This window comes from Pseudomonas sp. Ant30-3 (genome assembly GCF_000690905.1).
In the GTDB taxonomy this organism is placed as follows: domain Bacteria; phylum Pseudomonadota; class Gammaproteobacteria; order Pseudomonadales; family Pseudomonadaceae; genus Aquipseudomonas.
Window position 1 is genome coordinate 25,322 of the sequence record NZ_JMCL01000104.1, and the last position, 12,387, is coordinate 37,708.

The 12,387-nt window shown below is 59.1% G+C and carries 11 protein-coding genes; 2 read left to right on the forward strand and 9 right to left on the reverse strand.

Going from position 1 to position 12,387, the window contains the following annotated elements:
- Window positions 1-225: 225 nt before the first annotated feature.
- Together recJ and DU29_RS0123255 are read right to left on the reverse strand one after the other, a co-directional pair.
- Window positions 226-1,935: a single-stranded-DNA-specific exonuclease RecJ gene (gene recJ, locus DU29_RS0123250; protein WP_028623871.1), complete on the reverse strand. Its 1,710-nt coding sequence runs from the start codon at window positions 1,933-1,935 to the stop codon at window positions 226-228.
- 57 nt (window positions 1,936-1,992) lie between these two features.
- Complete coding sequence (locus DU29_RS0123255) at window positions 1,993-2,535, reverse strand: YaeQ family protein (protein WP_028623872.1); 543 nt, start codon at window positions 2,533-2,535, stop codon at window positions 1,993-1,995.
- A 146-nt stretch (window positions 2,536-2,681) separates the two neighbouring features.
- Between DU29_RS0123255 and DU29_RS0123260 the strand changes: the two genes are divergently transcribed.
- Window positions 2,682-3,881, forward strand: coding sequence for a CaiB/BaiF CoA transferase family protein (locus DU29_RS0123260; RefSeq protein ID WP_028623873.1), 1,200 nt, complete (start codon window positions 2,682-2,684; stop codon window positions 3,879-3,881).
- The gene (locus DU29_RS0123265) at window positions 3,808-4,779 is read left to right on the forward strand and encodes a TIGR02285 family protein (RefSeq protein WP_050483164.1); all 972 of its coding nucleotides are present in this window, start codon (window positions 3,808-3,810) and stop codon (window positions 4,777-4,779) included. Before DU29_RS0123260 ends, DU29_RS0123265 begins: the two co-directional genes overlap by 74 nt.
- A gap of 167 nt (window positions 4,780-4,946) precedes the next feature.
- Here DU29_RS0123265 and DU29_RS0123270 read toward each other — a convergent pair whose 3' ends face one another.
- The 7 genes from DU29_RS0123270 to rplS form a co-directional block, all read right to left on the reverse strand.
- Window positions 4,947-5,234, reverse strand: a complete 288-nt coding sequence (locus tag DU29_RS0123270; protein WP_028623875.1) for a DUF3509 domain-containing protein — start codon at window positions 5,232-5,234, stop codon at window positions 4,947-4,949.
- A gap of 1,343 nt (window positions 5,235-6,577) precedes the next feature.
- Window positions 6,578-7,987: a threonine synthase gene (gene thrC / locus DU29_RS0123285; RefSeq protein WP_028623877.1), complete on the reverse strand. Its 1,410-nt coding sequence runs from the start codon at window positions 7,985-7,987 to the stop codon at window positions 6,578-6,580.
- A 66-nt stretch (window positions 7,988-8,053) separates the two neighbouring features.
- On the reverse strand, window positions 8,054-9,358 hold the full coding sequence (locus tag DU29_RS0123290; protein ID WP_028623878.1) for a homoserine dehydrogenase: 1,305 nt from the start codon (window positions 9,356-9,358) through the stop codon (window positions 8,054-8,056).
- A 133-nt stretch (window positions 9,359-9,491) separates the two neighbouring features.
- The gene (gene dsbC, locus DU29_RS0123295; protein ID WP_028623879.1) at window positions 9,492-10,223 is read right to left on the reverse strand and encodes a bifunctional protein-disulfide isomerase/oxidoreductase DsbC; all 732 of its coding nucleotides are present in this window, start codon (window positions 10,221-10,223) and stop codon (window positions 9,492-9,494) included.
- A gap of 255 nt (window positions 10,224-10,478) precedes the next feature.
- On the reverse strand, window positions 10,479-11,375 hold the full coding sequence (gene xerD / locus DU29_RS0123300; protein WP_028623880.1) for a site-specific tyrosine recombinase XerD: 897 nt from the start codon (window positions 11,373-11,375) through the stop codon (window positions 10,479-10,481).
- Between the two features lie 72 nt (window positions 11,376-11,447).
- Window positions 11,448-11,861: an acyl-CoA thioesterase gene (locus tag DU29_RS0123305; protein ID WP_028623881.1), complete on the reverse strand. Its 414-nt coding sequence runs from the start codon at window positions 11,859-11,861 to the stop codon at window positions 11,448-11,450.
- Window positions 11,862-12,006: 145 nt separating this feature from the next.
- The gene (gene rplS / locus DU29_RS0123310; RefSeq protein ID WP_003175895.1) at window positions 12,007-12,357 is read right to left on the reverse strand and encodes a 50S ribosomal protein L19; all 351 of its coding nucleotides are present in this window, start codon (window positions 12,355-12,357) and stop codon (window positions 12,007-12,009) included.
- Window positions 12,358-12,387 lie beyond the last annotated feature (30 nt).

Here is a 12,387-nt window from a genome sequence, read left to right on the forward strand (position 1 = left end):
AGTGACAGAAAAGAAGGCACAGCACCCGCCCCCGCGGGCAAAAAATTCGACAAGACGTCACAAGGATTTCAAGCAGTGCTTAGAGCCTAGTCGACATCGCGGGATGAGCGAGGGTTCATAGCGATTCGGTGTGAGGGAAGATCGCTTTCGCGGGCAAGCCCGCTCCCACAGTGGATCTCCGTTGAGCACAAAACCAATGTGGGAGCGGGCTTGCTCGCGAAGGGGTCAACGCGGTTCGATATGGGCAATCATCAACTGCACGGTTTCATTCCCGCGAAATTCGTTGAGGTCCAGCTTGTACGCCAACTCCACCCATTTGATGGTCGGATTCGGCCACACCTCGCGGTCAATGCCAAACGCGATCCCGTCCAGCTTCACCGCACCGCATTCGCTTTTGAGCACCACTTTCAAATGTCGCTCGCCGACCACTCGCTGCTCGACCAACTGAAACACGCCATGAAACAGCGGCTCCGGAAAATGCTGGCCCCAAGGCCCGGCATGCCGCAGCGCGCGGGCCAATTCCAGATGGAATTCCTCCACGGCCAGCGTGCCGTCCGAGAGCATTCTTCCGGTCAGGTCTTCCTCGCGCAATTGCCGGCGCACTTCTGCATCGAAGGCTTCAGCGAACAACGGAAAATTCGCTTGCGGCAAAGTCAGACCGGCTGCCATGGCGTGGCCGCCGTATTTGCTGATGAGGTTGGGATGCTGTGCCGCCACCACGCTCAGGGCGTCGCGGATATGGAAGCCCTGAACCGATCGTCCCGAGCCTTTGAGCAGGCCGTCTCCCGCATCAGCGAAGGCAAATGTCGGACGGAAATAGCGCTCTTTCATACGCGACGCGAGGATTCCGATGACGCCTTGGTGCCACTCCGGATCGAACAGGCACAAACCGAACGGCATCGAATCCACCGGCAAATCCTTGAGCTGAGCCAGCGCTTCGCGTTGCATGCCCTGCTCGATGGATTTGCGATCCTGATTCATGCCGTCAAGTTGCACCGCCATTTCCCGCGCCAGCGCTGCACTGTCGGTCAGCAGGCATTCGATGCCCAGGCTCATGTCATCCAGCCTGCCCGCCGCATTCAGGCGCGGGCCGACAATGAAGCCCAGGTCGGTGGAGGTAATGCGCGCGTGATCACGCTTGGCCACTTCGAGGATCGCCTTGATGCCCGGCCGAGCACGCCCTGCGCGAATCCGCTCCAGTCCCTGATGCACCAGAATGCGGTTGTTGGCGTCCAGTGGCACCACGTCGGCGACGCTGCCCAATGCCACGAGATCGAGCAACTCACCGATGTTCGGCTGCGGCGTGTTGTCGTACCAACCGAAACTGCGCAACCGTGCACGCAAGGCCATCAGTACATAAAAAATCACCCCGACGCCGGCCAGCGCCTTGCTCGGAAATTCACAGCCTGGCTGATTCGGATTGACGATGGCGTCGGCCAATGGCAACTCGTCGCCTGGCAAATGGTGATCGGTAACCAGCACTTGCAGGCCAGCCAGTTTCGCGGCGGCCACGCCTTCGACACTGGAGATGCCGTTGTCCACCGTGATCAGCAGCTGTGGCGTTCGCGTCAGCGCCACTTCGACGATTTCCGGGGTCAGACCGTAGCCATACTCGAAACGGTTCGGCACCAGATAATCGACATGAGCTGCGCCCAGCAACCGCAAGCCCAGTACGCCAACGGTACTGGCCGTGGCACCGTCCGCGTCAAAGTCGCCGACGATCAGAATCCGCTGGCGCTGCTCCAGCGCCGTCACCAACAAATCCACTGCGGCATCGATGCCTTTGAGTCGCTGAAACGGGATCAACCGCGCCAGGCTCTTGTCCAGTTCGGCTTCAGACTGCACGCCTCGCGCCGCATATAAACGGGTCAAAAGCGGTGGCAGATCACCAAGGAATGGCAGGGTGTCGGGCAACAGGCGAGGTTCGATGCGCATGGGGTGACAGGTGCTTCTCTTCTAGACGTAGGATAAAACCGGATGAAGCGACGGAAATCAGCCGCGTTCGCCGCTCAGCCACTGCAACTGGACTTCGTGTTGACCGCGGTCGTCGGTGACGAAAATCGTCCCTTCGCTGATCATCACATCCCACTTGATAACGCGTGGCATGTCTTTGGCCAGGGTTTCGAGGATTTCCTGAGGCACGGCCGCAATGTGCACATTCTTCAGGTTCTTGATCGCCGGGATCACTTTGGTTTCCCAGACGCGCAGGCTGCCGTAGGCCAGCAGACTGGTGCGTTCGGTGCGCCGCGAGCACCAGGTCAGACGGTCGGCGTCAGGCTGGCCGACTTCGATCCAATGCAAAACGCGATCGTCCAGGCTCTTTTCCCACAGGGCAGGCTCGTCCACGTCTGACAGACCGCGGCCAAACGACAGCTGCTCGTTGTACCAGAAGGCGTAGGCCAGCAGCCGAACGGTCATGCGTTCTTCGGTTTCCGAAGGGTGACGGGCGATGGTCTGCTTCACGCTCTCGTAGACGCTGCGATCGAGGTCGGTAAGGTTCAGTTCGAACTTGTAAGTGGTGGACGGCTGGGCCATGAACGGGCTTCTTGATACGTGGAAAGGCGGCAAGTCTAACCGATGCAGCGGGCAATCATCGAATAGAAGGCGATCAACCCCGAGCGACTGACGACGGGCTGTGCTAAAACCCTCTACCAGTCAACCATTGTCCTACAGGAGCCAGCATGCCGTTCACCGCCAAACCGCTCTCAGGCCTGAAAGTCATCGAATTGGGAACCTTGATCGCCGGGCCCTTTGCCTCGCGCATTTGCGGCGAGTTCGGGGCCGACGTGATCAAGGTCGAGTCGCCCGACGGCGGTGATCCGTTGCGTAAATGGCGCAAGCTGTATGAAGGCACGTCCTTGTGGTGGTTCGTCCAGGCGCGCAACAAGAAGTCTCTGACGCTGAACCTGAAACACCCGGAGGGTTTGGCGATTCTCAAGAAACTGCTCAGTGAAGCCGACATTCTGATCGAGAATTTTCGCCCCGGCGTATTGGAGAAACTCGGCTTGGGCTGGGACGTTCTGCACGCCCTCAACCCGAAGCTGGTGATGGTGCGACTTTCGGGTTTCGGTCAGACCGGCCCGATGAAAGACCAGCCAGGATTTGGCGCGGTCGGCGAATCCATGGGCGGCTTGCGCTACATCACCGGGTTCGAAGACCGCCCGCCGGTGCGCACCGGGATTTCCATCGGCGATTCGATCGCCGCGCTGTGGGGTGTGATTGGCGCGCTGATGGCGTTGCGTCATCGCGAAGTCAACGGCGGTCTCGGCCAAGTGGTCGACGTGGCATTGTATGAAGCGATCTTTGCGATGATGGAAAGCATGGTCCCGGAGTTCGACGTGTTCGGCTTCATCCGCGAAAGAACCGGCAACATCATGCCCGGCATCACGCCCTCTTCGATTCACACCAGCGCGGACGGCAAACACGTGCAGATCGGCGCCAATGGCGATGCGATCTTCAAACGTTTCATGCTGATCATCGGCCGCGAAGACCTCGCCAACGATCCCCTGTTGACCAGTAACGACGGCCGTGACAGCCGGCGCGACGAGCTCTATGGCGTGATTGATCGCTGGGCTAATTCGTTGCCGCTGGACACCATCATCGAGCAACTGAATCAGGCCGATGTACCGGCCAGCCGTATCTTCAGTGCCGAAGACATGTTCAGTGATCCGCAGTACCTGGCGCGGGAAATGTTCCTTAAGGCAAAACTGCCGGATGGCAAAGATTTCAAGATGCCGGGCATCGTGCCGAAACTGTCTGAGACACCCGGCAGTTCGGAATGGGTCGGACCGCAGTTGGGCGAACATAATGCGCAGGTACTCAACGACCTTGGCTACGACTTGCAACAGATCGCGAAGCTTCGTACAGACGGAGCCATTTAAGCTGAGACGCCTGTTTGCCTGCGCGATGCTCGGCCATCGTGCGCTCGCGGTTTTGCTGCTGCTCGCCACGCCGACTTCGTCAGCGTTCGCGCAACCAAAGCAAACGCTCGTCTGGCTACTGCGCGATCTGCCGCCGCTGATGATTTTCGAAGGGCCGGAAAAGAGTCGCGGCGTCATCGATCAGTTGTTGCCGTTGCTGATCGCGCGGATGCCGCAATACCAACACATCCTGATGCGGGTAAATCGCGCGCGCGGTTTGCAAATACTTCAGGAGCAGACACTCGTCTGCGATGCGGCGCTGAACCGAAGCGAGGTCCGCGAACAGTGGATTGTTTTCACCGCCCCGGTTTTCCGAGCAATGAGTAACGTGCTGGCGGTGCGGCGCTCCGATCAGGAATTCCTCAAACCCTTCATCAAGGAAGGCGAAGTTGACCTCGGGGCGTTACTGGCCAACGGTGACGAGAAGCTCGGCGTCATTGCCGAGCGCAATTATGGCGACCATCTCGATGCCGTGATCCAACATGCGCCGGCCTCTTCGCTGACCCTGCATTACGGAAATGATGCCCTTGGCAGTCTGTTGCAGATGCAGCGCCTGGGACGTTTGCGAATGCTCTTGGGCTACCGCCCGGAGATCCGCTACCAGGCCAGGCATCAGGGCATCGCCGAAGACGAACTGCAGTTTTTTCCGATTCGCGACACGGGCAAGTACCTCTCCGGCTACATCGGCTGCAGCGCCACAACACAGGGTCGACAGGTGATCCGGGAGATCGATCAACTGCTGCGCACCCTCCCTCGCGCAGCCGTGAGCCAGGCGTACGCCGCCTGGCTCGACCCTGAGAGTCGGCATGATTATCTGGAAGCCAGCAGGTTGTTCTTTATCGAGCACGACGCTTGGTGACAAATCGCAGGCAAAAGAAACCCCGAGAAGTGGGGAGACAACTCGGGGTTAAACGTGGTCTATAAAGACCAGTAACGCCAGGCTACAAGCACCGGAGCACAATGCTCGATCCCGTCGTTACATGCTCTGACTGACGTCAACGCAGGAAGTTTCCTACCAAAAATAATTCAATTTCGGCCGGCCAGCACCTTGTCCTGAGCGGCATTGCGCAACGCTGCGATGACGCAGGGCTCCAGGCGTCCTTCAGCGATCATCAGATCGCGACGCAGACCGTCGACCACGTCCGTGAGCAGGCGTTTGTCGCTCAGTTGTGCCTGGTTGAATTCGCGCTCGACCACGATTGCGCCGGTTGAGCTCTTGAGTGTCACGAGGCATTCGCCCTGCGCGCCCGACGGCGTCAACGAAACCTGATAAGGGCTCAGAGCCTCGCCGAGCAATAGACTGATACTTTCCATCTCGATCACCACTCAATAGTCCGAAAACAATGTGCCTGGGGGCGTGTCCACAGTAAATGACCACCGGGCCGTTAGGAAAGTTCTGGATTTGCGCTGCGAGCGCTTTGGTGTGTTTGGTTGACTGAGCATGCATGGCGAATATGACAGGGAGAAAACAGTGACTGCCTGGGGTGGCTTTGCACTGTGTGGGAGCGGAGCTGATGACGTTGGCGTTGGCGTTGGGTCAGGCGACAAACCTCTGCGAATGTCCTCGACCAACTGTAGGAGCTGGCTTGCCAGCGATAGCTCGCTGATAGACGACCATTCCCCTGCGGATGCACTCGATCAACTGTGGGAGCTGAGCTTGCTCGCGATGGCGATGTAACAGGCCACGTCTGTTTTGAGGGTGTACATATCCGTTGCTGCGGTGATGGCTGATATTGGTTCCGCCCTTACGGCGGGTCACTTTGGAAAAGCGCCAAAGTAACCAAAGCGCCTGCGCCCCTGACGTACGGTGGCTCGCCTAGGCTCGCCATACCCTCGCTCCGGTCCTGCTCCGTGGGCCCGTCGCCATCGGCCATCCATGGCCGGGGGCGACTAACCCGGCATCCTTACCGGGTTGCCCACTGCGCAGAACCTGCACTCGGCCTTCCGACGGGGCAGATCAATATCAAGATCTGAAGCAAAGCAAAGCAAAGCAAAGCCCAGATTCACGCCCCGCGGCTGATCGTTCCCACGCTCCGCGTGGGAATGCCGCCAGGGACGCTCCGCGTTCCAAGCCGACGCAAGACTGCAGCCGTGCACCGTCGTGACGCAGAGCGTCACGGGATGCATTCCCACGCAGAGCGTGGGAACGATCAGCATACGGCGCAACGTAACATGCGCAGCCAGGTCGGCCGTAGGCCGCCTCGGCGCGCTGTAGATTTGAGCGCACCGTCGGGAGGCTGAGTGGAGGTTCTGCGCAGTGGGCAACCCGGCATGGATGCCGGGTTAGGCGCGCACGGCCAAGGATGGCCGATCGCGCCGGGCCCACGGAGCAGGACCGGAGCGAAGGCATGGCGAGCACTAGCGAGCTACCGTACGTCAGGGGCAAGAGCACTTGGTTACTTGGTGCTTCTCCAAGTGACTCGCCGTAAGGGCGAAACCAATATCAGCCATCGCAGCAGAAAGGGATATGTACACCCACATAACCTTGCAGCCCAAGACACAGCCATCGCTGGCAAGTCGGAACGCCGCCCGCAGCTCCCACAGTGGACCGCGGACGTCCTTGGTAATCCGCCGAATCCAGACAAGCCATCGTAAGCAAGCTTTGCTCCCACAAAGCTCGCAAGCGACGGCTAGGACCTGTCAGTCAGACACACAAGTCAAAGCGGCTTCCCGCGATTCCCATGCTGAGCAACAAACGCCTGCACCGCCTTCAAATCATTAGGCAACACCGTGCAACGCTCATCCCGCTCAAACAGATCAGTCAAATGCACCGGCAACTCCAGCGCTTTACCCACGCCCGCTTTCAGCACCGCATCCGGGAACTTGACCGGATGCGCCGTCCCCAGGATCACCATAGGAGTATCCAGACTGCGCCGGCATTCGCGCGCAGCTTTCACACCGATTGCAGTGTGCGGATCCAGCAACTCACCCGTCTGCTCGTAAACCTCGGCAATGGTCTCGCACGTCTGCGCGTCATCCACTGCCAGCGAATCGAACAGCTTGCGAGCCTCGGTCCAGCGCTCCTGTTCGACGCTGAAACCACCCCCTTGGCGGAAGCTGTCCATCAAACCGGCAATCGCCGCGCCGTTGCGACCATGCAGGTCAAACAGCAAACGTTCGAAGTTCGACGACACCATGATGTCCATCGACGGCGACAGCGTCGCGTGCAGGGTTTCCTTGGCGTACTGATTGCCGCTCATGAAGCGGTGCAGGATGTCATTGCGGTTAGTGGCTACGATCAGTTGGTTGATCGGCAGGCCCATGTTGCGCGCCAGGTAACCGGCGAAAATGTCGCCGAAGTTACCGGTTGGCACCGAGAACGACACCGAACGCGCCGGGCCACCCAACTGCAGGGACGCGTGGAAGTAGTAAACGATCTGGGCCATGATCCGCGCCCAGTTGATCGAATTCACCGCCACCAGACGCGTGCCCTTGAGGAAGCTCTGGTCCGCGAAGCTCGCCTTGACCATTTCCTGGCAGTCATCGAAGTTGCCTTCGATGGCGATGTTGTGGATGTTCTCGCCGAAGATGGTGGTCATCTGCCGACGCTGCACTTCGGACACACGGTTGTGCGGGTGCAGGATGAAGATGTCGACGTTTTCGCAGTGCTTGCAGCCTTCGATCGCCGCCGAGCCGGTATCGCCCGAGGTCGCGCCAACAATTACCACGCGCTCGCCGCGCTTTTCCAGCACATAGTCGAGCAAACGACCGAGCAGTTGCAGAGCGAAATCCTTGAACGCCAACGTCGGGCCGTGGAACAGTTCCAGAACCCACTCGTTACCGTTCAGCTGACGCAACGGTGCGACGGCGCTGTGCGAAAACACACCGTAGGTCTCTTCCAGAATTCTTTTGAAATCAGCATCGGGAATGCTGCCGGTAACGAACGGACGCATCACCCGGAAGGCCAGCTCGTGATACGGCAGCCCGGCCCAGGATGCGATCTCTTCCTGGGTGAAGCGCGGCAGGTTTTCCGGGACGTACAGACCGCCGTCGGTGGCAAGACCGGTCAGCAGGACATCTTCGAAATTCAGGGCCGGTGCCTGGCCGCGGGTACTGATATAACGCATGACTGGCTCCAATAGACAGTGTTCGTAGAACCGGGCCCTTCAGAGAACCCGGCGAACGTTGAAGGCTTAGTTCAGGTGCTCGACACGAATCCGTACAACCGGACCGACCACACCCGCCAAGGCCTCAAGCGCGGCGATCGCGTCGTTGATGTGCTGCTCGAGCACACGATGCGTGATCAGGATCATCGGCACCAGGCCGTCGTGTTCTTCGACTTCCTTCTGCATGATCGACTCGATGTTGATCCCGCGTTCCGAGAGAATGCTTGCGACCTGCGCCAGCACACCCGGATGATCCTTGGCCTGAATGCGCAGGTAATAGGCGCTTTCGCAGGCTTCGATCGGCAGTATCGGGTGCGCGGACAGCGAATCCGGCTGAAAGGCCAGGTGCGGCACGCGGTTTTCAGGGTCGGACGTCATGGCGCGAACCACGTCGACCAGGTCGGCAATCACCGACGAAGCGGTCGGTTCCATGCCGGCGCCGGCACCGTAGAACAAGGTTGAGCCGGCGGCATCACCATTGACCATCACGGCGTTCATCACGCCATTGACGTTGGCGATCAGACGATCAGCCGGGATCAGCGTCGGGTGCACGCGCAATTCAATGCCGGAAGCCGTACTGCGCGCCACACCGAGGTGCTTGATGCGGTAGCCCAACGCCTCGGCGTAATTGACATCGGCGGTGGTGAGTTTGGTGATGCCTTCGGTGTAAGCCTTGTCGAACTGCAGCGGAATGCCGAACGCGATGGACGCGAGAATCGTCAGCTTGTGAGCCGCGTCGATGCCTTCCACGTCGAAGGTCGGATCCGCCTCGGCGTAACCCAGCGCTTGCGCTTCCGCGAGGACGTCTTCGAAGGTACGACCCTTCTCACGCATTTCCGTGAGAATGAAGTTGCCGGTGCCATTGATGATGCCGGCGACCCAGTTGATGCGGTTAGCAGACAGGCCTTCACGGATCGCCTTGATCACCGGAATGCCACCGGCTACGGCTGCTTCGAACGCTACAATCACGCCCTTTTCGCGAGCCCTGGCGAAAATTTCATTGCCGTGAACGGCGATCAGCGCCTTATTCGCGGTTACTACGTGTTTTCCGTTCTCGATCGCTTTGAGTACCAGCTCGCGGGCAACGGTGTAGCCGCCCATCAGCTCTATGACGATATCGATCTCAGGGTTCGTGGCCACATCGAAGACATCGTTGGTAATCGCAATACCGGTCGTCTGGAACTGAGGCTTTGGCGTGCGCATGGCAATTTGTGCCACTTCGATTCCACGCCCGGCACGACGAGCAATTTCCTCGGCGTTGCGCTGAAGTACGTTGAAGGTTCCGCCACCGACGGTCCCTAACCCACAGATGCCTACTTTGACCGGTTTCACTGTGAACTCCCCATAAAACGGCCGACTCAAGGCCGGCCGTGAAAACAGCCGCAAGCTCGCGGCTCTCTATTAATGGCCCGGCAATAATGCCGCCGGACCATGATCGTCAAAGGCTGGCCGTGACGATGCGAATTTACTTCGCGCCCAGCGCCAGTTTGGCGACTTGTGGCGCAGGCTGGTAGCCCGGAATGACCTGGCCGTCCGCCAAAACGATGGCCGGTGTGCCGTTCACGCCGATCGACTGACCGAGGGCGAACTGCTTGGAAACCGGGTTATCGCATTTGGCGGCTTTGATTTCCGTGCCGTCGACCATTTTGTCCATCGCCGCTTTCTTGTCTTTCGAGCACCACACCGCTTGCAACTGTTCGTCACCCGGCGAGCCAAGGCCCTGGCGCGGGAACGCCACATAGCGCACTTCGATGCCGCGCTTGTTCAGCTCGGGCACTTCGGCGTGCAGCTTGTGGCAGTACGGGCAAGTGGTGTCGGTAAAGACGGTGATGTGCGATTTGGTTTCGCCGATGGCCGAGTAAACCACGGTTTCCGCGAGCGGGATGGCGTTGACCAGCTTGGACACACCGAGGCGCTCGGTTTTCTCGGTCAGGTTGACCGGCTTGCCATCTTTGAGCTGGAACATGTAACCCTGAACCACGTACTGGCCATCGGCGCTGGCGTAGAGCACGCGGCTGCCCTGAAGCTTGACTTCGTAAAGGCCCGGCAACGGACTGGCGGAGATGCTTTCTACCGGGACTTCGAGCTGGAGGTTTTCCAGGCTTTTACGGATGGCTTTGTCGGCCGCGTCATCGGCGACGGCAAAGGTGCTGACCAACGCAAGGGCTGCGGCGGCGAAAATCTGGGTCAGACGCATGAGAACTCCTGAAGACGGACAAATGGGTCGATCAGAACGCCCGTGCCGAAACACCGGGTCATAACCGCCCACCGTGCAAACCGGCAAAGCCTATCACATAAGGGTCCTGTGGCCGAATGCGGCTGTCGCCAGAGATGTTCAGAGCGTCGAAGAACCTGTAGGAGTGAGCCTGCTCGCGATAGCATTAGTCCTGCCAACACAGCGGTGGCTGACAAACCGCCATCGCGAGCAGGCTCACTCCTACAGGGATTTTGTTCAGCCTCTGGGGTGGTGCCTGGCGTGCAGGTCCTGCAGACGTGCGCGGGCGACGTGGGTATAGATTTGCGTAGTCGACAGGTCACTGTGGCCGAGCAGCATTTGCACCACGCGCAGATCGGCGCCGTGGTTCAGCAGGTGCGTGGCGAAGGCATGGCGCAGGGTGTGGGGTGACAGTGATTTGCCGATCCCGGCCACCTTGGCCTGGTGCTTGATGCGGTGCCAGAACGTCTGTCGGGTCATCTGCTCGCCGCGCAGGCTGGGGAACAGCACATCACTGGGACGTCCGCCCAGCAGTTCGCCACGCGCATCGCGCATATAGCGCTCGACCCAGACAATTGCCTCTTCGCCCATCGGCACCAGCCGTTCCTTGCTGCCTTTGCCCATCACCCGCAGCACGCCCTGGCGCAGATTCACCTGCTCGAGCGTCAAACTGATCAGCTCGGTGACCCGTAACCCACAGGCATAAAGCACCTCGAGCATGGCGCGATCGCGCTGACCGATGGCTTCACTCAAGTCCGGCGCTTTCAACAATGCTTCCACGTCAGCTTCTGACAGGGACTTCGGCAGCGGCCTACCCAATTGCGGCATATCGACACGCAGAGTCGGGTCCACAGCAATCAGCTTTTCCCGCAGCAGATAGCGATAAAAGCCACGCACGCCGGATAAAAATCGCGCCGTGGAACGTGGTTTGTAGTTTTGCTCCAGACGCCAGGCCAGATGATCGAGGATCAATTCGCGGCCCGCGCTTAGCAGCTCCAGCCCTTGTTCCTGCATCCAGCCGTTGAACAGCGCCAAATCGCTGCGATAGGCATCACGGGTGTTGTCGGAAAGGCCTTTCTCCAGCCACAGGGCATCAAGGAACTGGTCTATCAATGGATGATCGATGGCGGGCATAAGCGCTCAGGCAACGGGAATCAGACAGCAAGTCTTTCACAGCCCGTTCATTCGCGGAACCACCAAGGTATGTCAGGCGGCGAAACCCGGCAGCACCGGCACTGGTCGTTTATCTTCATCGATCGCCACGAAGCTGAACTGCCCATGAATGGCTTTCTCGCGGCCATCGCAACTCATGCTTTCAACAAACACCTCGACCTCTACCTTCAGGCTGGTGTTGCCCACTTTAATCACGCGCCCCACCAGTTCGACGATGGAACCGGCAGGGATCGCGTGATTGAAGTCGATGCGGTCTGTGGACACGGTCACCAACGGCAAGCGGCAGAAGCGTGTAGCGGTGATGAACGATACTTCGTCCATCCAGGCCAGCGCCGTGCCGCCGAACAATGTGTTGTGGTGATTGGTGGTCGACGGGAAAACCGCCTTGGTCACGCGGCTCACCGAGAGTTCGGTGCGGCGTTCGATTTCCTGTTCACGGGTGGTCATGGGCATGGCTCATAAAGGGTGGACCGCAGAGGAATGCAAGATCAACAGATCACAGCCTTCGGCAGTTCCTACAGGGGATCGCATAAACGGCGGCCAACAAAAAAGCAGCCCGTAGGCTGCTTTTTTCTGCATCGGGAAGCTGGACTTAAGCCAGTTTTTCCTTGATGCGAGCTGCTTTACCAGACAGGTCACGCAGGTAGTACAGCTTGGCTTTACGTACGTCACCGCGACGTTTAACGGCCATGCTGTCGATTTGCGGGCTGTAGGTCTGGAAAGTACGCTCTACGCCAACACCGTTGGAAATTTTACGCACGGTGAAAGCACTGTTTACGCCGCGGTTACGCTTGGCGATAACAACACCTTCGAACGCTTGCAGACGCGAACGGTCGCCTTCCTTCACTTTCACCTGAACGACAATGGTGTCGCCCGGGGCAAAGGTAGGGATTTCTTTGGTCATCTGCTCTGCTTCGAGTGCAAGGATGATTTTGTTAGTCATGCTGTGCTCCTAAGGTAAATCGTCGGATTT

Excerpts from the sequence above, each read along its gene's own strand:
- recJ (WP_028623871.1), bottom strand. The coding sequence starts at position 1,935 with ATGCGCATCGAACCTCGCCTGTTGCCCGACACCCTGCCATTCCTTGGT.
- DU29_RS0123255 (WP_028623872.1), bottom strand. The coding sequence starts at position 2,535 with ATGGCCCAGCCGTCCACCACTTACAAGTTCGAACTGAACCTTACCGAC.
- DU29_RS0123260 (WP_028623873.1), top strand. The coding sequence starts at position 2,682 with ATGCCGTTCACCGCCAAACCGCTCTCAGGCCTGAAAGTCATCGAATTG.
- DU29_RS0123265 (WP_050483164.1), top strand. The coding sequence starts at position 3,808 with ATGCGCAGGTACTCAACGACCTTGGCTACGACTTGCAACAGATCGCGA.
- DU29_RS0123270 (WP_028623875.1), bottom strand. The coding sequence starts at position 5,234 with ATGGAAAGTATCAGTCTATTGCTCGGCGAGGCTCTGAGCCCTTATCAG.
- thrC (WP_028623877.1), bottom strand. The coding sequence starts at position 7,987 with ATGCGTTATATCAGTACCCGCGGCCAGGCACCGGCCCTGAATTTCGAA.
- dsbC (WP_028623879.1), bottom strand. The coding sequence starts at position 10,223 with ATGCGTCTGACCCAGATTTTCGCCGCCGCAGCCCTTGCGTTGGTCAGC.
- xerD (WP_028623880.1), bottom strand. The coding sequence starts at position 11,375 with ATGCCCGCCATCGATCATCCATTGATAGACCAGTTCCTTGATGCCCTG.
- DU29_RS0123305 (WP_028623881.1), bottom strand. The coding sequence starts at position 11,861 with ATGACCACCCGTGAACAGGAAATCGAACGCCGCACCGAACTCTCGGTG.
- rplS (WP_003175895.1), bottom strand. The coding sequence starts at position 12,357 with ATGACTAACAAAATCATCCTTGCACTCGAAGCAGAGCAGATGACCAAA.